This window comes from Enterobacter sp. PP-008-ECC_S150 (assembly GCF_045257065.1).
GTDB lineage: Bacteria > Pseudomonadota > Gammaproteobacteria > Enterobacterales > Enterobacteriaceae > Enterobacter > Enterobacter chengduensis.
The window spans coordinates 81,333-101,365 of the sequence record NZ_JBJHHG010000016.1 but is presented as its reverse complement, the minus strand read 5'-3'; the positions used below and the strand labels follow the sequence as shown (position 1 = coordinate 101,365).

General features: G+C 57.8%; 19 protein-coding genes and 1 pseudogene. 16 read left to right on the top strand and 4 right to left on the bottom strand.

Going from position 1 to position 20,033, the window contains the following annotated elements:
• Position 1: 1 nt before the first annotated feature.
• The 6 genes from livF to ugpQ all read left to right on the top strand — a co-directional run bounded on the left by livF (position 2) and on the right by ugpQ (position 5,929).
• Positions 2-715, top strand: a complete 714-nt coding sequence (gene livF / locus ACJBF3_RS17670) for a high-affinity branched-chain amino acid ABC transporter ATP-binding protein LivF (RefSeq protein ID WP_072265650.1) — start codon at positions 2-4, stop codon at positions 713-715.
• Positions 716-961: 246 nt separating this feature from the next.
• The gene (ugpB, locus tag ACJBF3_RS17665) at positions 962-2,278 is read left to right on the top strand and encodes a sn-glycerol-3-phosphate ABC transporter substrate-binding protein UgpB (protein ID WP_045328894.1); all 1,317 of its coding nucleotides are present in this window, start codon (positions 962-964) and stop codon (positions 2,276-2,278) included.
• 106 nt (positions 2,279-2,384) lie between these two features.
• Positions 2,385-3,272 (top strand): sn-glycerol-3-phosphate ABC transporter permease UgpA, encoded by an 888-nt coding sequence (ugpA, locus tag ACJBF3_RS17660; protein WP_045328892.1) that lies wholly within the window; start codon positions 2,385-2,387, stop codon positions 3,270-3,272.
• On the top strand, positions 3,269-4,114 hold the full coding sequence (gene ugpE, locus ACJBF3_RS17655; protein WP_028015153.1) for a sn-glycerol-3-phosphate ABC transporter permease UgpE: 846 nt from the start codon (positions 3,269-3,271) through the stop codon (positions 4,112-4,114). Before ugpA ends, ugpE begins: the two co-directional genes overlap by 4 nt.
• A 1-nt stretch (position 4,115) precedes the next feature.
• Positions 4,116-5,186, top strand: a complete 1,071-nt coding sequence (locus ACJBF3_RS17650; protein WP_045328890.1) for a sn-glycerol-3-phosphate import ATP-binding protein UgpC — start codon at positions 4,116-4,118, stop codon at positions 5,184-5,186.
• Positions 5,183-5,929 (top strand): glycerophosphodiester phosphodiesterase, encoded by a 747-nt coding sequence (gene ugpQ, locus ACJBF3_RS17645; RefSeq protein ID WP_045328888.1) that lies wholly within the window; start codon positions 5,183-5,185, stop codon positions 5,927-5,929. The genes ACJBF3_RS17650 and ugpQ overlap by 4 nt, the downstream gene beginning before the upstream one ends.
• Here ugpQ and ACJBF3_RS17640 read toward each other — a convergent pair.
• A complete protein-coding gene (locus ACJBF3_RS17640; protein WP_045328887.1) occupies positions 5,913-6,290 on the bottom strand; it encodes a DUF2756 family protein in 378 nt (125 codons plus the stop codon). The two genes, ugpQ and ACJBF3_RS17640, sit on opposite strands and share 17 nt — an antisense overlap.
• 123 nt (positions 6,291-6,413) lie before the next feature.
• Between ACJBF3_RS17640 and ggt the strand changes: the two genes are divergently transcribed.
• Complete coding sequence (gene ggt, locus ACJBF3_RS17635; RefSeq protein WP_072265648.1) at positions 6,414-8,159, top strand: gamma-glutamyltransferase; 1,746 nt, start codon at positions 6,414-6,416, stop codon at positions 8,157-8,159.
• A gap of 83 nt (positions 8,160-8,242) precedes the next feature.
• Here ggt and yhhY read toward each other — a convergent pair whose 3' ends face one another.
• Positions 8,243-8,734: an N-acetyltransferase gene (gene yhhY / locus ACJBF3_RS17630; protein ID WP_045328886.1), complete on the bottom strand. Its 492-nt coding sequence runs from the start codon at positions 8,732-8,734 to the stop codon at positions 8,243-8,245.
• A 256-nt stretch (positions 8,735-8,990) separates the two neighbouring features.
• Between yhhY and ACJBF3_RS17625 the strand changes: the two are divergent.
• From ACJBF3_RS17625 to gntU, 5 genes and pseudogenes are all read left to right on the top strand, one after another.
• Positions 8,991-10,016 (top strand): annotated as a pseudogene (locus ACJBF3_RS17625) (oxidoreductase); the annotation flags it as partial.
• 134 nt (positions 10,017-10,150) lie between these two features.
• Entirely contained in the window at positions 10,151-10,846 is a 696-nt protein-coding gene (locus ACJBF3_RS17620; protein ID WP_008503360.1) for a pirin family protein, read from the top strand.
• Between the two features lie 91 nt (positions 10,847-10,937).
• Positions 10,938-11,933 (top strand): gluconate operon transcriptional repressor GntR, encoded by a 996-nt coding sequence (gene gntR, locus ACJBF3_RS17615; RefSeq protein ID WP_032644696.1) that lies wholly within the window; start codon positions 10,938-10,940, stop codon positions 11,931-11,933.
• A 126-nt stretch (positions 11,934-12,059) separates the two neighbouring features.
• A complete protein-coding gene (gene gntK / locus ACJBF3_RS17610) occupies positions 12,060-12,587 on the top strand; it encodes a gluconokinase (protein ID WP_045328885.1) in 528 nt (175 codons plus the stop codon).
• Positions 12,588-12,590: 3 nt separating this feature from the next.
• Complete coding sequence (gene gntU, locus ACJBF3_RS17605; protein ID WP_014833577.1) at positions 12,591-13,931, top strand: gluconate transporter; 1,341 nt, start codon at positions 12,591-12,593, stop codon at positions 13,929-13,931.
• Between the two features lie 118 nt (positions 13,932-14,049).
• On the opposite strand, the gene plsB is transcribed toward gntU, so the two are convergent.
• Positions 14,050-16,470 carry a glycerol-3-phosphate 1-O-acyltransferase PlsB gene (plsB, locus tag ACJBF3_RS17600; RefSeq protein ID WP_045328883.1) on the bottom strand — a complete coding sequence of 807 codons (2,421 nt, stop codon included), beginning with the start codon at positions 16,468-16,470 and terminating at the stop codon, positions 14,050-14,052.
• 154 nt (positions 16,471-16,624) lie between these two features.
• Here plsB and ACJBF3_RS17595 point away from each other — a divergent pair, with 154 nt between their 5' ends.
• From ACJBF3_RS17595 to ACJBF3_RS17580, 4 genes are all read left to right on the top strand, one after another.
• Complete coding sequence (locus ACJBF3_RS17595; protein ID WP_045328882.1) at positions 16,625-16,993, top strand: diacylglycerol kinase; 369 nt, start codon at positions 16,625-16,627, stop codon at positions 16,991-16,993.
• Between the two features lie 108 nt (positions 16,994-17,101).
• Positions 17,102-17,710 (top strand): transcriptional repressor LexA, encoded by a 609-nt coding sequence (gene lexA, locus ACJBF3_RS17590; protein WP_045328881.1) that lies wholly within the window; start codon positions 17,102-17,104, stop codon positions 17,708-17,710.
• A gap of 63 nt (positions 17,711-17,773) precedes the next feature.
• A complete protein-coding gene (gene dinF, locus ACJBF3_RS17585; protein WP_045328880.1) occupies positions 17,774-19,111 on the top strand; it encodes an MATE family efflux transporter DinF in 1,338 nt (445 codons plus the stop codon).
• A gap of 120 nt (positions 19,112-19,231) precedes the next feature.
• Entirely contained in the window at positions 19,232-19,441 is a 210-nt protein-coding gene (locus ACJBF3_RS17580; RefSeq protein WP_024906712.1) for a CsbD family protein, read from the top strand.
• Positions 19,442-19,488: 47 nt separating this feature from the next.
• On the opposite strand, the gene zur is transcribed toward ACJBF3_RS17580, so the two are convergent.
• Positions 19,489-20,001, bottom strand: coding sequence for a zinc uptake transcriptional repressor Zur (gene zur / locus ACJBF3_RS17575; RefSeq protein ID WP_032644700.1), 513 nt, complete (start codon positions 19,999-20,001; stop codon positions 19,489-19,491).
• Positions 20,002-20,033: the final 32 nt, after the last annotated feature.

The following is a 20,033-nucleotide window of genomic DNA, read 5'->3' as shown; positions in this document are numbered from 1 at the left end:
GATGGAAAAAGCGATGTTAACGTTCGACAAGGTCAACGCGCACTACGGCAAGATTCAGGCGCTGCACGACGTCAGCCTGCATATCCATCAGGGGGAAATCGTCACCCTGATTGGCGCCAACGGCGCGGGAAAAACCACGCTGCTCGGCACCCTGTGCGGCGACCCGCGCGCCACCAGCGGGCGGATTGTGTTTGATGGCAAAGACATTACCGACTGGCAGACCGCGAAAATCATGCGCGAGGCGGTGGCGATTGTCCCGGAAGGGCGCCGCGTCTTCTCCCGCATGACGGTGGAAGAGAACCTGGCGATGGGCGGCTTCTTCGCCCATCGCGATGAATACCAGACCCGCATCAAGTGGGTGTACGAGCTCTTCCCGCGCCTGTGGGAGCGCCGCATCCAGCGTGCGGGCACCATGTCCGGCGGTGAGCAGCAGATGCTGGCAATTGGCCGCGCGCTGATGAGCCAGCCGCGCCTGCTGCTGCTGGACGAGCCGTCGCTCGGCCTTGCGCCGATCATCATCCAGCAGATCTTCGACACCATCGAGCAGCTGCGTAAAGAGGGAATGACCATCTTCCTCGTCGAGCAGAACGCCAACCAGGCGCTGAAGCTCGCCGACCGTGGCTACGTGCTGGAGAACGGCCGCGTGGTGCTGGAGGATACCGGCGACGCGCTGCTGGCGAACGAAGCGGTGCGCAGCGCTTACCTGGGCGGCTGAGCCGTCTGTATCGCCCGGTGGCGCTGCGCTTACCGGGCCTACGGAATCGACCAGGCCGGGTAAGGCGTAGCCGCCACCCGGCTTTTTTTAACCCCCAACCCCTTCACACAACCATCATCCCCCTGACGCTTTGTTGTCACTTATCTGTAAACAAACAGTTATTTTTCTGTCATTCGAGCATGTCATGTTACCTCGCGAGCATAAAACGCGTGATATCGCGCATCCGGCACAATAAGAGAGATGACAATGACATCGTTACGACACACAGCTTTGGGTCTGGCACTGGGTCTGGCTTTTGCGACAAACGCAATGGCTGTGACGACCATTCCATTCTGGCATTCCATGGAAGGGGAGTTGGGTAAAGAAGTTGACTCCCTGGCGCAGCGTTTCAACGACACCCATCCGGATTACAAAATTGTGCCGGTGTACAAAGGCAACTACGAGCAGAGCCTGAGCGCAGGGATTGCCGCTTTCCGTACCGGCAACGCGCCAGCGCTGTTACAGGTTTATGAAGTGGGCACCGCCACCATGATGGCCTCCAAAGCCATCAAGCCGGTGTATGAAGTGTTCAAAGAGGCCGGTATCAACTTCGATGAATCTCAGTTTGTGCCGACCGTAGCGGGCTACTACACCGATTCCAAAACCGGGCATCTGCTGTCTCAGCCGTTTAACAGCTCCACGCCGGTGCTGTACTACAACAAAGACGCCTTCAGGAAAGCGGGTTTAGACCCGGAGCAGCCGCCAAAAACCTGGCAGGACCTCGCGGAATACACCGCGAAGCTGAAAGCGGCGGGGATGAAGTGCGGCTACGCCAGCGGCTGGCAGGGCTGGATCCAGATTGAAAACTTTAGCGCCTGGCACGGCCTGCCGGTGGCGACCAAAAACAACGGCTTCGACGGCACCGACGCGGTACTGGAGTTCAACAAGCCGGAGCAGGTGAAGCACATCGCGCTGCTGGAAGAACTCAACAAGAAGGGCGATTTCAGCTACTTCGGCCGTAAAGACGAATCCACCGAGAAGTTCTACAACGGCGACTGCGCCATTACCACCGCGTCTTCCGGTTCGCTGGCGGACATCCGTCACTACGCCAAATTCAACTACGGCGTGGGCATGATGCCGTACGATGCTGACGTGAAGGGCGCGCCGCAGAACGCCATCATCGGCGGAGCGAGCCTGTGGGTGATGCAGGGCAAAGACAAGGGCACCTACAAAGGCGTGGCCGAGTTCCTCGACTTCCTTGCGAAGCCTGAGATTGCCGCCGAATGGCACCAGAAGACCGGCTACCTGCCGATCACCAAATCCGCATACGACCTGACCCGCGAGCAGGGCTTCTACAGCAAAAACCCGGGCGCGGATATCGCGACGCGTCAGATGCTGAACAAGCCGCCGTTGCCGTTCACCAAAGGCCTGCGCCTGGGCAACATGCCGCAGATCCGCACCATCGTGGATGAAGAGCTGGAAAGCGTCTGGACCGGGAAGAAAACGCCACAGCAGGCGCTGGATTCCGCGGTAGAGCGCGGGAACCAGCTGCTGCGCCGCTTTGAGCAGTCGACCAAATCGTAATCTGTGATTCGCCCGGTGGCGCTTCGCTTACCGGGCCTACGACGTGCCCTATGTAGGCCGGGTAAGGCGTAGCCGCCACCCGGCATTGTTCAGGAACCCAATCTCCATGTCATCATCCCGTCCGGTGTTTCGTTCCCGCTGGCTGCCCTATCTTCTGGTCGCGCCTCAGCTGGTCATCACCGTTATCTTCTTTATCTGGCCTGCGGGCGAAGCGCTGTGGTACTCGGTACAAAGCGTCGATCCGTTCGGGCTTTCCAGCCAGTTTGTGGGCCTGGACAACTTTACCGCGCTGTTCCACGACAGCTACTACCTTGACGCCTTCTGGACGACGATGAAGTTCAGCGCCCTGGTCACCGTCAGCGGCCTGGTCGCCTCGCTGTTCTTCGCCGCGCTGGTGGACTACGTGGTGCGCGGCAGCCGCCTGTATCAGACCCTGATGCTGCTGCCGTACGCCGTGGCGCCCGCCGTCGCCGCCGTGCTGTGGATTTTCCTGTTTAACCCCGGTCGCGGGCTGATTACCCACTTCCTGGCCGAGTTCGGCTACGACTGGAACCACGCCCAGAACAGCGGCCAGGCGATGTTCCTGGTGGTGTTCGCCTCGGTGTGGAAGCAGATCAGCTACAACTTCCTGTTCTTCTTTGCCGCGCTGCAGTCCATCCCGCGTTCGCTGGTGGAAGCCGCCGCGATTGACGGAGCGGGGCCGATTCGCCGCTTCTTCAGGCTGTCGCTGCCGCTGATCGCCCCGGTGAGCTTCTTCCTGCTGGTGGTTAACCTCGTGTACGCCTTCTTCGACACCTTCCCGGTGATCGACGCGGCGACCGCAGGTGGTCCGGTGCAGGCGACAACAACGCTCATCTATAAAATTTACCGCGAAGGCTTCGCCGGGCTGGATCTCTCCGCCTCAGCCGCGCAGTCCGTCGTGCTGATGTTCCTCGTCATCATCCTCACGGTGGTGCAGTTCCGCTATGTTGAAAGTAAGGTGCGCTACCAATGATTGAGAACCGTCGCGGGCTGACGATTTTCAGCCATACCATGCTGATTTTAGGGATTATCGTCATTCTGTTCCCGCTGTACGTGGCGTTCGTCGCCGCCACGCTCGACACCAAAGCGGTGTTCGACACGCCGATGACGCTGATCCCAGGCGGGCATCTTTTCGAGAACATGAAGACCATCTGGACCCAGGGCGTGGGCGCCAACAGCGCGCCGTTCTGGCTGATGATGCTCAACAGCTTCATCATGGCGTTCGGCATTACGGTCGGCAAAATTACGGTGTCGATGCTCTCGGCCTTCGCCATCGTCTGGTTCCGTTTTCCGCTGCGCAACCTGTTTTTCTGGATGATTTTTATCACCCTGATGTTGCCGGTGGAGGTGCGTATCTTCCCGACGGTGGAAGTGATTGCCAACCTCAAGATGCTCGACAGCTACGCGGGCTTGACCCTGCCGCTGATGGCCTCGGCGACCGCCACCTTCCTGTTCCGCCAGTTCTTTATGACCCTGCCGGACGAGCTGATTGAAGCCGCGCGCATCGACGGCGCGTCGCCGATGCGCTTCTTCCGCGACATCGTGCTGCCGCTGTCAAAAACCAACCTCGCGGCGCTGTTTGTCATCACCTTTATCTACGGCTGGAACCAGTACCTGTGGCCGCTGCTGATTATTCAGGACGTCAACCTTGGCACCGCCGTGGCGGGCATCAAAGGCATGATCGCCACCGGCGAAGGCACCACCCTCTGGAACCAGGTGATGGCGGCGATGCTGCTCACCCTTATCCCACCCGTAGTCATTGTTTTAGCCATGCAGCGCGCGTTTGTCCGCGGCCTGGTCGATAGCGAGAAATAAGATGGCAGGTTTAAAACTTCAGGCAGTAACCAAAAGCTGGGATGGCAAAACCCAGGTCATTCAGCCGCTGACGCTCGACGTGGCGGACGGGGAATTTATCGTGATGGTGGGCCCGTCCGGCTGCGGCAAGTCCACCCTGCTGCGCATGGTGGCGGGGCTGGAGCGCGTGACCTCCGGGGATATCTGGATTGACCGCCAGCGCGTTACCGAGATGGAGCCCAAAGATCGCGGCATCGCGATGGTGTTCCAGAACTACGCCCTCTATCCGCACATGAGCGTGGAGGAGAACATGGCCTGGGGGCTGAAAATCCGCGGCATGGGCAAAGGCCATATCGAGGAGCGGGTGAAGGAAGCGGCGCGCATTCTGGAGCTGGACGGCCTGCTCAAGCGCCGCCCGCGCGAGCTTTCCGGCGGCCAGCGCCAGCGCGTGGCGATGGGGCGCGCCATCGTGCGCGACCCGGCGGTATTCCTGTTCGACGAGCCGCTCTCTAACCTCGACGCCAAGCTGCGCGTGCAGATGCGTCTTGAGCTGCAGCAGCTGCACCGTCGTCTGAAAACCACGTCCCTGTACGTGACCCACGATCAGGTAGAGGCGATGACCCTCGCCCAGCGGGTGATGGTGATGAACAAAGGCATCGCCGAGCAGATTGGCACCCCGGTGGAAGTGTACGAGAAGCCGGCCACCCGCTTTGTGGCGAGCTTTATCGGCAGCCCGGCGATGAACCTGCTGGAAGGGCGCATCAGCAGCGCGGGCACGCATTTTGAGCTGGAAAGCGGGATGGCATTGCCGATCAACTGGTACTATCGTGGCTACGCCGGGCGTAAGATGACGCTCGGGATCCGCCCGGAACATATCGGTTTAACCACTCAGGCGGACGGTGGCGTGCCGCTGGTGATGGACACGCTGGAGATGTTGGGTGCAGATAACCTGGCGCACGGGCGCTGGGGTGAGCAAAAAATGGTGGTGCGACTGGCACATCAGGAGCGCCCGAAAGCAGGCAGCACGCTGTGGCTGCACCTGCCGGAAAATCATCTGCACCTCTTTGACGGTGAAACAGGACAACGAGTATGAGCAACTGGCCTTATCCCCACGTCGTCGCCCACCGCGGCGGCGGTAAGCTGGCGCCGGAAAACACGCTGGCGGCGATTGACGTCGGCGCGCGCTACGGCCACACGATGATCGAATTCGACGCCAAGCTGTCGAAGGACGGCGAGATCTTCCTGCTGCATGACGATAACCTCGAACGCACCAGCAACGGCTGGGGCGTGGCGGGCGAATTGCCGTGGCGCGATCTGCTGAAAGTAGACGCCGGAAGCTGGTACAGCGGCGAATTCAAAGGTGAACCGCTGCCGCTGCTGGCGGAAGTGGCGGACCGCTGTCGTCAGCACGGCATGATGGCAAACATTGAGATTAAACCGACCACCGGCACCGGGCCGCTGACGGGCAAAGTGATTGCTCTGGCCGCGCGTGAGCTATGGGAAGGGATGACGCCGCCGCTGCTGTCATCATTTGAAATCGACGCGCTGGAAGCGGCTCAGGCGGCGGTGCCGGAACTGCCGCGCGGGCTATTGCTGGACGAATGGCGTGAAGACTGGCGCGAGCTGACGACCCGTTTAGGCTGCGTCTCGATCCATCTGAACCATAAGCTGCTGGATGAGGCGCGGGTGAGGATGCTCAAAGACGCGGGGCTGCATATTCTGGTCTATACCGTCAATAAGCCCCAGCGTGCAGCCGACCTGCTGCGCTGGGGCGTGGACAGCATCTGTACCGATGCGATTGACCTGATCGGCCCCGACTTTAGTTCTGCGGATTAAGCATACTGCCGTTCGACTGCGGCGGCAGCATATGCTGCTGTCCGCTGCCTGAGGAGGTCATCCCGCCTAACATGCCGCCGTTTTTATTGGGCAGCGGCTGCTCGCGCACCTGTCCCTGCTGCACGCGCTGGGTGTTGGCGTTCATCTGATTTTGCAGGCTCTGCTGCTGCATCTGGGTCTGGGTTCTCAACTGCTGGTTAAGCATCCCTTTTTGCTGCTGCTGCTGGCTCATCATCTCGGTCTGCATGCGCTGCTGGCTCGGGATAACATACCCCTGCTGGTTCGGATTGTTCATGGTGTTGAGTGGCTGTGCGAGCGCGGCAAACGGGATAAGTGCCGTAAGAATCAGTAAGCGTTTCATTGTCATCTCCTCCTTTTGAGGTCTCTCTTAAGTTTACCCCGATTTCACCATAACGATGATTTTTTAGGAGTTGTGAACCAGGCTTAAGCGGGGAATATGGATCCCTTCACCTGGAGAACAATAATGATGAAACCAACGTTTTTGCGCTGGGTAGCCATTGCCGCGCTGATGGCAGGCGGGACATTTAGCGTGGCGGCCAACCCACCCGCAGCACCTCCGGTCTCTTACGGCGTGGAGGAAGATGTTTTTCATCCCGTGCGGGCAACCCACGGCATGGTGGCATCCGTGGATGCGCTGGCAACCCAAGTGGGCGTCGATATTCTCAGGGAGGGCGGTAATGCGGTGGATGCCGCGGTCGCCGTCGGCTATGCGCTGGCGGTCACGCACCCGCAGGCGGGGAACCTGGGCGGCGGCGGCTTTATGATGCTGCGCACCAAAGACGGCAAAACCACCGCCATCGACTTCCGCGAAATGGCGCCTGCTCAGGCGTCCCGCGATATGTTCCTCGACGATCGGGGCAACCCTGACAGCAAAAAATCCCTGACCTCCCATCTCGCCTCCGGCACGCCCGGCACCGTGGCGGGCTTCTCGCTGGCGCTGGAAAAATACGGCACGATGCCGCTGAATAAAGTGGTGCAGCCTGCCATCAAGCTGGCGCGGGATGGCTTTGTGGTCAACGACGCGCTGGCGGACGACCTCAAAACCTACGGCAGCGAAGTGATTCCAAACCACGAAAACAGCAAGGCCATCTTCTGGAAAGACGGCGAGCCGCTGAAGAAGGGCGATAAGCTGGTGCAGAACAACCTCGCCAAAAGCCTGGAGCTGATTGCGGAGCACGGTCCCGACGCCTTCTACAAAGGGGCGATTGCCGACCAGATTGCCGAAGAGATGAAGAAAAATGGCGGCTTGATCACCAAAGCGGATCTGGCCGAGTACAAGGCGGTGGAGCGCGAGCCGATTAGCGGCACCTATCGCGGCTACGAAGTCTTCTCCATGCCGCCGCCGTCCTCCGGGGGCATTCACATCGTGCAGATCCTGAATATTCTCGAAAACTTCGATATGCATAAGTTCGGCTTCGGCAGCGCGGACGCCATGCAGGTGATGGCGGAAGCGGAAAAACGCGCCTACGCCGACCGCTCGGAATATCTCGGCGATCCGGACTTCGTGAAGGTGCCCTGGCAGGCGCTGACCAACAAGGCGTATGCCAAATCCATTGCCGATCTGATCGACATCAACAAGGCGAAGCCGTCGAGCGAGATCCGCCCCGGCAAGCTGGCACCGTATGAAAGCAACCAGACCACCCACTTCTCGGTGGTGGATAAAGACGGTAACGCGGTGGCGGTGACCTATACGCTCAACACGACCTTCGGCACCGGGATTGTGGCGGGCAACAGCGGCATTTTGCTGAACAACGAGATGGATGACTTCTCCGCCAAGCCTGGCGTGCCGAACGTCTACGGGCTGGTCGGCGGCGATGCGAATGCGGTCGGGCCGAAGAAGCGACCGCTGTCCTCCATGTCGCCCACCATCGTGGTGAAAGACGGCAAAACCTGGCTGGTAACCGGTAGCCCGGGCGGCAGCCGGATTATCACCACGGTATTGCAGATGGTGGTGAACAGTATCGATTTTGGGATGAACGTCGCCGAAGCCACCAATGCGCCGCGCTTCCATCACCAGTGGCTGCCGGACGAGCTGCGCGTCGAGAAGGGCTTTAGCCCGGACACCATTAAACTGCTGGAGCAGCGCGGGCAGAAGGTCGCGGTGAAAGAGGCGATGGGCAGCACCCAGAGCATTATGGTTGGGCCGGACGGGGCGCTGTTTGGCGCGTCGGACCCGCGTTCGGTGGATGATTTGACGGCGGGGTATTGATGTATCGCCCGGTGGCGCTGCGCTTACCGGGCCTACAACTGCGCGAACGTAGGCCGGGTAAGGCGAAGCCGCCACCCGGCAAATCACTCCTTCATCCGCGCCATATAATACGCGTCCACATACTCGCCGTTGCGCAGGGCATAGCGCTTGCCGGTGCCTTCAATTTCGAACCCGTATTTTTTGTACACCGCAATCGCCGGCTCGTTATCGACAAACACCGTCAGCTCAATGCGGTCAACGCGCAGCCAGTTATCGCACATATCAATCATGGTGCGCATCAGCGCGCTGGCAACTCCCCGGTTTTGCCACTGCGCGCCGACACAAATCCCAAAATCAGCCACATGGCTGCGGCGTGGGCGTTGCGCGACGGCGATGCACAGATGCCCGGCGACATGACCGTCTATACAGGCGACCAGTTGCTTAATGCCGGGCTGGTCGGTGAGTCGTTCTTGCCACATTTGCTCAGACGGATGAGGAACCTGTAGTGTGTTGTGGTACACCTCCGGTTGGGCGTGGATCTGACGAATGGCGTCATAATCTTTCGGTTCCGCATGGCGTATCACTATCTCACTCATTCCTTTATCCTCAGTCAGTTAAAAGTCCCTTCCAACATCAATGACTTTAAAATGTGCGTCAACTGCTAATTTTTGCAAAAAGTATTGGACAAGTGCGAATGAGAATGATTATTATTGCTCTGCATTCAGGAAGACCTTTACGGGAACCTGAAAGCACGACATTGCTCACATTGCTTCCAGTATTACTTTAGCCAGCTTTTAGCTGGCTTTTTTTTTGTTATGGTTAGACTCAGTAACCTTCCAAAAGGACTGAGCCATGACGCTACATTGCGCATTTGTTGGATTTGGTAAAAGCACGACCCGCTACCACCTGCCGTATGTTCTCAACCGTAAAGACCGCTGGCACGTGGCCCATATCTACCGCCGCCGCGCGAAGCCGGAAGAGCAATCTCCGCAGTATTCCCACATCCATTTCACCAGCGATCTGGATGATGTGCTTAACGACCCGCAGGTCAAACTGGTTGTCGTCTGCACCCACGCCGACAGCCACTTCGACTACGCGAAGCGTGCGCTGGAAGCGGGCAAAAACGTGCTGGTAGAAAAGCCCTTCACCCCGACGATTGCCGAAGCAAAAGCGCTGTTCGCGCTGGCGAAAAGTAAAGGACTGACCGTCACGCCGTATCAGAACCGCCGCTTTGACAGCTGCTTCCTGACGGCGAAAAAAGCGATTGAAAGCGGCAGGCTCGGCGACATCGTGGAAATTGAAAGCCACTTTGATTACTACCGCCCGGTGGCGGAGACCCAGCCCGGCCTGCCGCAGGACGGCTCGTTCTATGGTCTGGGCGTACACACCATGGACCAGATCATCTCCCTCTTTGGCCGACCGGACCACGTAGCGTATGACATCCGCAGCCTGCGTAATAAAGCCAACCCGGATGACACCTTTGAAGCGCAGCTGTTCTACGGCGACCTGAAGGCCATCGTCAAAACCAGCCATCTGGTGAAGATCGACTACCCGAAATTTATCGTTCACGGCACTAAAGGTTCGTTTATCAAATACGGTATCGACCAGCAGGAGACCAGCCTGAAGGCCAATATCATGCCCGGTGAACCCGGCTTTGCCGCGGACGATTCCGTGGGCGTGCTGGAGTATGTGAACGATGAGGGCGTAACGGTCAAAGAAACGCTGAAACCGGAAACCGGCGACTATGGCCGCGTCTATGATGCGCTGTTTGAGACCCTCACAAACGGCACGGCGAATTACGTCAAGGAATCTGACGTTCTGACCAACCTCGAAATCCTTGAGCGGGCCTTCGAACAGGCTTCTCCTGCCACGATAACCCCGCGAAATAAGCAAAAATGGCTCCTCTGTACTTGTTCACAATTTTTGAACAGAGGAGTCAATTTTCACCCTCTATCATCCCAGGCCGTTTGCGTCCACACTTACTCCATCGAAACGAACTGAGGGTGAAAACAATGATCTACTTACGCAAAGCAAACGAACGTGGTCACGCGAATCATGGCTGGCTGGACTCATGGCATTCATTCTCGTTTGCCGACTACTACGACCCCAACTTCATGGGTTTCTCCGCACTGCGCGTGATTAACGACGACGTGATTGATGCAGGCCAGGGCTTCGGTACCCACCCGCACAAAGACATGGAAATTCTGACCTATGTGCTGGAAGGGGCGGTGGAGCACCAGGACAGCATGGGCAACAAAGAGCAGGTGCCGGCGGGCGAGTTCCAGATCATGAGCGCGGGTACCGGGGTGCGTCACTCTGAGTACAACCCGAGCAAAACGGAAAAACTGCACCTGTATCAAATCTGGATCATTCCAGAAGAGACCGGCATCACGCCGCGCTACGAGCAGCGCCGCTTCGACGCCAAACAGGGCAAACAGCTGGTGCTGTCCCCGGATGCGCGTGAAGGTTCCCTGAAAGTGCATCAGGATATGGAACTGTACCGCTGGGCGCTGGCGAAAGATGAACAGTCCGTGCACCAGATTGCCGCTAACCGCCGCGTCTGGATCCAGGTGGTGAAAGGCGAAGTGTCCATCAACGGCACCAAAGCAACCACCGCCGATGGTCTGGCGATCTGGGATGAGCAGGCAATCTCCGTGCATGCCGACAGCGAAAGCGAAATTCTGCTGTTTGACCTGCCGCCGGTCTAAATAATTTCTCAACCTTCCCTTTAAACGGGGAAGGTTGAGCTTTGTCCGTGATAAACTGAGCAAATCTCTCTCTTCAAGATTTCTCAGGACGATGAAAAAGAAACGCCCCGTACTTCAGGATGTCGCCGATCGCGTCGGTGTGACCAAAATGACGGTCAGCCGGTTTTTACGTAACCCGGAACAGGTTTCCGTGGCGTTGCGTGGCAAGATTGCCGCAGCCCTTGATGAACTGGGTTATATCCCCAACCGCGCACCCGATATTCTCTCCAATGCGACCAGCCGCGCGGTGGGCGTTCTGCTCCCTTCCTTGACCAACCAGGTTTTCGCTGAAGTATTGCGCGGAATTGAAAGCGTCACCGATGCGTTTGGCTACCAGACCATGCTCGCCCACTACGGGTACAAGCCGGAACTCGAAGAGGAGCGTCTTGAATCGATGCTTTCCTGGAACATTGACGGCCTGATTTTAACCGAACGAACCCACACTGCCCGCACGCTCAAAATGATTGAAGTGGCCGGTATCCCAGTCGTGGAGCTGATGGACAGCCAGTCGCCGTGCCTCGACATCGCCGTGGGGTTTGATAACTTCGAGGCGGCGCGACAGATGACGGCGGCCATCATCGCCCGCGGGCATCGTCATATCGCCTACCTGGGTGCGCGTCTTGATGAACGTACTATCATCAAACAGAAGGGATACGAGCAGGCGATGCTCGACGCGAGCTTAACCCCGTACAGCGTGATGGTGGAGCAGTCCTCTTCCTACACGTCGGGAATTGAGCTGATGCGTCAGGCGCGACGCGAGTATCCGCAACTGGACGGTATTTTCTGTACCAACGATGACCTTGCGGTCGGCGCGGCGTTTGAGTGTCAGCGTCTGGGGCTGAAGATCCCTGATGATATGGCGATCGCCGGTTTCCACGGCCACGACATTGGTCAGGTCATGGAGCCGCGTCTGGCAAGCGTCCTGACCCCGCGTGAACGTATGGGCCGCATTGGCGCAGAACGCCTGCTGGCGCGCATTCGTGGCGAGACGGTGACGCCAAAAATGTTAGATTTAGGTTTCACCTTGTCACCGGGTGGATCTATTTGAACTGACAAATTTGAAGTAGCTCACACTTATTCACTTCGCGCACGTTTGGATATTGCTTCTCTTTTGCCCCGGCAGGACAATGTTACCGATAACTGTTACCCGTAACAATTGACTGAGGGACACCCTTTGAGCACGACTAACCACGATCACCACGTCTACGTCCTGATGGGCGTTTCCGGTAGCGGGAAATCAGCCGTGGCCAGCGAAGTGGCGCATCAACTCCATGCTGCGTTTCTTGATGGCGACTTCCTCCACCCGCGCAGCAACATCATGAAAATGGCCTCCGGCGAGCCGCTGAACGACGACGACCGCAAACCGTGGTTGCAGGCGCTGAACGACGCCGCGTTTGCTATGCAGCGCACCAACAAAGTTTCCCTGATCGTCTGCTCCGCGCTGAAAAAAACCTACCGCGACCTGCTGCGCGACGGCAACCCGAACCTCTCTTTCATCTACCTGAAAGGGGACTTCGAGGTGATTGAAAGCCGCCTGAAGGCGCGTAAAGGTCACTTCTTCAAAACCCAGATGCTGGTCACGCAGTTCGACGCGCTGCAGGAGCCGGGTGAAGACGAGAAAGACGTCTTAGTGGTTGATATCGATCAGTCACTGGAGGGTGTTGTTGCCAGCACCATCGAGGTCATTAATAAAAGGCAGTAAGTTTTGAGTACATTAACGCTAGTTTTGACGGCAGTGGGTTCAGTATTGCTGCTGCTGTTTTTAGTGATGAAGGCGCGTATGCACGCCTTTGTTGCTTTAATGGTGGTTTCTATTGGTGCAGGTCTCTTTTCCGGTATGCCGCTCGACAAGATCGCCGCGACGATGGAAAAAGGGATGGGCGGCACGCTGGGCTTCCTGGCGATTGTGGTCGCGCTGGGCGCGATGTTTGGCAAGATTTTGCACGAGACGGGCGCGGTCGACCAGATTGCCGTCAAGATGCTGAAATCCTTTGGCCACAGCCGCGCACACTATGCGATTGGCCTGGCGGGCCTGATTTGCGCGCTGCCGCTGTTCTTCGAAGTGGCCGTTGTGCTGCTGATCAGCGTCGCATTCTCCATGGCGCGCCATACCGGCACCAACCTCGTGAAGCTGGTCATTCCGCTGTTTGCGGGCGTGGCGGCGGCCGCAGCGTTTCTTCTGCCGGGGCCTGCGCCGATGCTGCTGGCGTCCCAGATGCACGCCGACTTTGGCTGGATGATCCTGATTGGCCTGTGCGCCGCAATCCCGGGGATGATTATTGCCGGCCCGCTGTGGGGCAACTTCATCAGCCGTTACGTTGAGCTGCATATTCCGGATGACATCACCGAGCCGCACCTTGGCGAAGGCAAAATGCCGTCCTTTGGCTTCAGCCTGTCGCTGATCCTGCTCCCGCTGGTGCTGGTTGGCCTGAAAACCATCGCCGCGCGCTTTGTGCCGGTAGGCTCTACCGCGTACGAATGGTTTGAGTTCATCGGTCACCCGTTTACGGCGATCCTGGTGGCGTGCCTGGTGGCGATTTACGGCCTGGCAATGCGTCAGGGGATGCCGAAAGATCGCGTGATGGAGATCTGCGGTGCGGCGCTGCAGCCTGCGGGGATTATCCTGCTGGTGATCGGTGCCGGCGGCGTGTTCAAGCAGGTGCTGGTGGATTCCGGCGTGGGCCCGGCGCTGGGCGAAGCGCTAACCGGGATGGGCCTGCCGATTGCGGTAACCTGCTTCGTACTGGCTGCGGCGGTGCGTATCATCCAGGGTTCCGCCACCGTGGCGTGTTTAACCGCCGTGGGTCTGGTAATGCCGGTGATTGAACAGCTCAACTACTCCGGCGCCCAGATGGCCGCGCTCTCTATCTGTATCGCGGGCGGTTCTATTGTGGTCTCTCACGTTAACGACGCGGGCTTCTGGCTGTTCGGTAAGTTTACCGGTGCCACCGAAGCGCAAACCCTCAAGACCTGGACGCTGATGGAAACCATCCTCGGCACGACGGGTGCAATTGTCGGGATGATTGCCTTTACGCTGCTCAGCTAAATGCGGTGATGTAATAAGGCTCAAAAATAAGGCCCGGTAGCGTTTAGCGCTTACCGGGCCTTTATATTATGCGGAATGCCAGGCCGGGTCAGGTGAAATACCGCCCGGCCTTTTCACATCATTCGCCCTGCGTGGCGCTCTCAATCGTTAAGCGCACGTCAGAGGTAATCAGCTCTGCCAGCATCTGGTACACCTTCAGCGTCTCTTCCGGCTCGGCATCGCCCGTATCGCTGATGAAGCCTTCATCGCGCAGCGTCAGCACCAGGGAGCTGAAGACCGCTTTGTCGAAGAATTCCGGAGCGTTAATGCCGTGCAGCACCGACAGGCGCTGGGCCAGCGTCCGGCTCTCTTTCTCCAGCGTACCGCGGTTGATAGACGGGTTCGCACTCAGCAGCCAGAACGTGATGGCGTAGCGCTGCAGCGTTTCGCGCGCACCGGCCGCCAGCAGCTGCAGCGTACGGGAGCGGGACGGATTAATGTGCAGCTCGTCATTCGTAACGGTGATCAGCCCCTGACGACGCAGCTCTTCCGTCAGTTTGTCCAGCTCTCCAGCCAGCTCGTCTTTACCCCAGCGCAGGAACAGCTCCGCTTTCAGCATCGGGTAAAGCGTCTCAACGTGACGCAATAGCTCCTGATGTGAAATACGGCGATGCTGGGTGATGATCGCCGCCATGAGCGACGGCAGCATCAGCATGTGGGTGATGTTGTTGCGGTAGTAGGTCATCAGCACTGCCTGCTCGCGCGGCAGAATAATGATGTCGCCGATGGTGTCCTTTTCGACTTCAAACTTGTTCATCTGCAGCGCGTGATCGATAAGCTCGCTGGCGGTAGCAGAAGGCACGGTTGAGTCAACGGAATACGGCACGTTGCGCATCATGTCCAGGTAGCAGTCCAGCTGCTCTGTAAGCTGTTCGCGAGTCAGCGAGCGCTGACGCGAAGCCAGCAGCGCCGTACAGCACAGGTTCATGGCGTTAGCCGCACCGGCGTTGTTAATGCGCACCATCAGCTCGGACGCGATGCCGTTGACCGTTGGCGTCAGCCAGGCCGGACGCACCGCTTCGATAGGATCGATGGACTCGCGCCACTCCGGAACGTGATGGTTCAGGTACGTCATCAGCGGCATCGGCTCACCGAAGTTCACGTAGCCCTGACCCAGATTACGCAGCTTGCTCAGGCCGCGCAGCATCTGCGGCAGGCTCTCTTTCTCTTTGGTCGCGCCGCGCAGCTCTTTGGCGTACGTGCCCACTTCCATCACGTGCTCATAGCCGATGTAAATAGGCACCAGCGTGATTGGACGCGTTCCGCCGCGCAGCATCGCCTGGATGGTCATCGACAGCGTGCCGGTCTTCGGATCGAGCAGACGTCCGGTACGCGAGCGACCGCCCTCCACAAAGTATTCGACGGAATAGCCGCGGCTGAACAGCTCGCCCAGATACTCACGGAATACGGTGGAGTAGAGCTTGTTGCCCTTGAAGGTACGTCGAATAAAGAACGCGCCCAGGCGGCGGAAGATCGGGCCGGCTGGCCAGAAGTTCAGGTTGATTCCGGCTGCGATGTGCGGCGGTACCAGCCCCTGATGATAGAGCACGTAAGAGAGAAGCAGGTAGTCCATGTGGCTGCGGTGGCAGGGAACATAGACAATCTCATGGCCATCATGCGCCAGCTGACGCACGCGCTCGGCGTTATGAACGTTGATGCCCTGATAGAGGCGGTTCCACGTAAAGCCGAGAATACGATCGGACAGGCGAATCATCTCGTAAGAGAAGTTCGCGGCAATCTCTTCCATCAGCGCAATGGCGTTCTGTTGGGCTTTCTCATGCGAAATTTTCTTGCTGCGCGCTTCGTCTTCAACGGCGCGGGCAATCGCTTTGGAGGCCAGCAGCTTGTTGAACAGATCCTGACGCGCCGGGAGGCGTGGCCCTACGGCAGCCAGGCGCTGACGGGCGAAGTGCATGCGCGCCACGCGCGCCAGTTTTTGCGCAATGATTTTGTCGGTGCCGTGCTCGTCCGCCATGCGACGCAGCGAAACCGAAGGGGAGAAGCGCACAAAGCTGTCGCGCCCCAGCCAGGAGACCGCGAAGAACTTCTGGATGCCGTTAAGCATGCGAAGCGGCGGGTTCTCTTCACCTTTTTCACGTCCCGGACGGCGACCAAACATCACCGAGACAGGCACCATCTGCACGTCCAAATCGGGGTTGCTGCGGTGCAGGTCGAGATAGTCATGGAACAGCTTGATGGACTCTTCTTTTGGCGTGTAATAGGTAAACACGCGCGGTCCACCGTGAATGAACACGTAGCGCGGCAGCAGCGTGCCGTCGACTTCCAGCGGTTCAAGCGGGTCAGGTAAGTCATGCGCCAGACACTGGGCGCGAAGCGTCAGTAAGTCAGCCTTCGAGTTATAAGGCAAAACGTACATAATAGGACGCGACGTATCGAGTCCCAATTCCAGCGCGGGTTCTGCTGGGATAGACTTGCTTTTTACCAGGATGCTTAATGGTAAATTAAGTAATTTGTAGTAAATTCGTGGCCAGCCGGACATAAACGATGTAAAGCCTCTGGTTAATAATGCAATTGCGGCGCAAGGATAACAGAAAGCGCGCAAAATTTCTGTTGTTACCCGTCATACTTCAGGCTGTAGCGAAACGCGCTACCGTTCCTGTTACTGACGCTTTTTTTCTTAAAAGGTTCTTTTAATGGCCAATAATACCACTGGGTTAACGCGTATCATCAAAGCCGCCGGCTATTCATGGAAAGGTTTCCGTGCCGCGTGGATCAACGAAGCCGCTTTTCGCCAGGAGGGCGTCGCCGCTATCATCGCGGTGATCGTCGCCTGTTTCCTTGATGTTGATGCCGTGACCCGCGTGCTTCTCATCGGTTCTGTACTTCTGGTGATGATAGTGGAAATTCTCAACAGCGCTATTGAGGCCGTGGTCGACCGGATCGGCTCTGATTTCCACGAGCTTTCCGGCCGCGCGAAAGATATGGGCTCTGCCGCTGTGCTGCTGGCGATTATCACTGCAGTCATTACCTGGGTCACGCTGCTTTGGTCACATTTCCGATGAGCCTCGAGGAATAATTAAGTCCCTGGTTTTTTGTGCAGTTTTTGGTTCCAAAATCACCTTTGACTGTATATACTCACAGCATAACTGTATATACACCCAGGGGGCGGAATGAAAGCGTTAACGACCAGGCAGCAAGAGGTGTTTGATCTCATTCGGGATCATATCGGCCAGACGGGTATGCCACCCACGCGTGCGGAAATCGCGCAGCGTCTGGGCTTCCGTTCTCCAAATGCTGCCGAAGAACACCTGAAAGCGCTGGCACGTAAGGGCGTAATTGAGATTGTCTCGGGTGCGTCACGGGGTATCCGCCTGCTAGTGGAAGAAGAGACCGGGATTCCGCTGGTGGGGCGTGTTGCTGCCGGTGAGCCTTTACTGGCACAGCAGCATATTGAAGGCCACTATCAGGTCGATCCTGGCATGTTCAAACCGAGCGCTGATTTCCTGCTGCGCGTCAGCGGCATGTCGATGAAAGACATCGGTATTCTTGATGGCGATCTGCTTGCAGTACATAAAACACAGGATGTGCGTAACGGCCAGGTGGTTGTGGCGCGTATCGATGACGAAGTGACCGTTAAACGTTTGAAAAAACAGGGCAACAGCGTTCAGTTGCTGCCTGAAAACAGCGAGTTCTCGCCCATTGTGGTCGATCTCCGCGAACAGAACTTCTCTATCGAAGGACTGGCGGTTGGGGTCATTCGCAACGGTGAATGGCTGTAATCTCTTCCTGACAGGCTATGGCTTCGCTGTAGCCTGCTTCACTCTCCACCCCCGGTATTTTTCATGTCACTGCTGACGGCATCCGATAAGGCATTGTGGCGTCTTGCACTGCCGATGATTTTCTCCAATATTACCGTGCCCTTGCTGGGGCTGGTCGACACTGCCGTTATCGGCCATCTGGATTCACCGATTTATCTTGGCGGCGTGGCGATTGGCGCGACGGCAACCAGCTTCCTGTTTATGCTGCTGCTCTTTTTGCGCATGAGCACCACCGGACTCACGGCGCAGGCGTATGGTGCGAAAGACCCGTTGCGTCTGGCGCGCGCGCTGATTCAGCCGCTGATCCTTGCGCTTGGCGCGGGGACGTTAATCGTTTTATTGCGTGTGCCCCTGATCGACCTTGCGCTCCATGTTGTAGGCGGCAGCGAGGCTGTGCTGACCCAGGCGCGACGTTTCCTTGAAATCCGCTGGCTCAGCGCGCCCGCCTCGCTGGCTAACCTGGTTCTGCTGGGGTGGCTGCTGGGGGTACAGTATGCCCGCGCCCCCGTGATTTTGCTGGTGGTGGGCAATCTGCTCAACATTGTGCTGGATGTCTGGCTGGTCATGGGCCTGCATATGAACGTGCAGGGCGCGGCGCTGGCGACGGCAATTGCCGAATACGGAACCTTTATTATTGGTCTGTGGATGGTCTGGCGGGTGCTGGCGATGCGCGGGATCTCCCTGGCGCTGCTTAAAACCGCATGGCGCGGCAATATTCGTAAGCTGCTGGCGCTTAACCGGGACATCATGCTGCGTTCGCTGCTGCTTCAGCTCTGTTTCGGCGCGCTGACGGTCTTTGGGGCTCGCCTGGGGCCCGAAATCGTCGCGGTTAACGCGGTACTGATGACGCTTCTGACCTTTACCGCCTACGCGCTGGACGGCTTTGCCTATGCGGTAGAAGCCCATTCCGGGCAGGCCTACGGTGCACGCGAAAGCGGGCAGCTTCGGGATGTCTGGCGGGCTGCCTGCCGCCAGTCCGGGCTGGTGGCGCTGGCGTTTGGCCTGGTTTACGCCTGCTTTGGCGAGCAGATTGTCGCGTTGCTTACGTCTCTCCCTGCGCTGCGCGAACTGGCGAGCCACTATCTCATCTGGCAAGTCATTTTACCGGTGGTCGGCGTCTGGTGTTATCTGCTGGACGGCATGTTCATTGGCGCGACGCGCGGGGCGGAAATGCGTAACAGCATGGCCGTCGCGGCGGCAGGGTTTGGCCTGACGCTGCTGACGCTCCCGTGGCTGGGCAATCACGGTTTATGGCTGGCGCTGGTGGTGTTTCTCTCTCTGCGAGGCCTGTCGCTGGCCTTTATCTGGCATTGCCACTGGCAAAACAATACCTGGTTCTCCTCCCGCAACGATATATCGTGACGGTTAAAGATTCCGAATATGAAAACCACCGCCGAATCCTTAACTACAATAATTATCACGTCCAGCAGAAAAGAACGTAACGGACGTTACGACCCGACGCTTAACTAAGAGGACACGATGATGAATAAAGACGAAATCGGCGGCAACTGGAAGCAGTTCAAAGGTAAAGCGAAAGAAAAGTGGGGTAAGCTGACCGATGACGATATGACCGTCATTGAAGGTAAACGCGATCAGCTTGTCGGTAAAATTCAGGAACGTTACGGCTATGCGAAAGATCAGGCGGAAAACGAAGTCAAAGACTGGGAAACCCGTAACGACTACCGCTGGTAACGCGAAATAACCCACAGGGCGGCTCTAAGCCGCCTTTTCTTTTGTCGTTAACGCGGCTTTTTCTTCACCAGTATAGAGTGGTCGTGTTGACACGCATCCTGATGTCGACAGGCTTCCACCTCAACACACGCGGAGCATAATCCGTGTGCTTCAATCACATTATGCCGCAGGGCAAAACCCATTCTTGCCGCCAGCGTATGCATAATGTCCTCCACGCCTTCCGCAGCTTCTTCTTTGACTACGCCACAGCGGTCGCAGATAAACATAGCGGATGTGTGGGTAGGCTGATCGAAAAGATGACACAGCACGTAGCTGTTTGTGGACTCGACCTTGTGGACAAAACCCTGTTCCAGCAGGAAATCCAGCGCGCGATACACCGTGGGTGGTTTCGCCTGGGGTTCGCTTTCACGAAGCAGGTCCAGCAGATCATAGGCGCTGATTGCCCCCTGTTGCAGACTCATCAGGCGTAACACTTCAAGGCGCTGCGGAGTCAGGCGCACATTGCGTTGCGCGCACAGCTTTTCGGCCTGCGCTAACAGCTCTTTTGTGGACTTATCCATGCAGCACTCCGGATGTAATAGGACGGAAAACC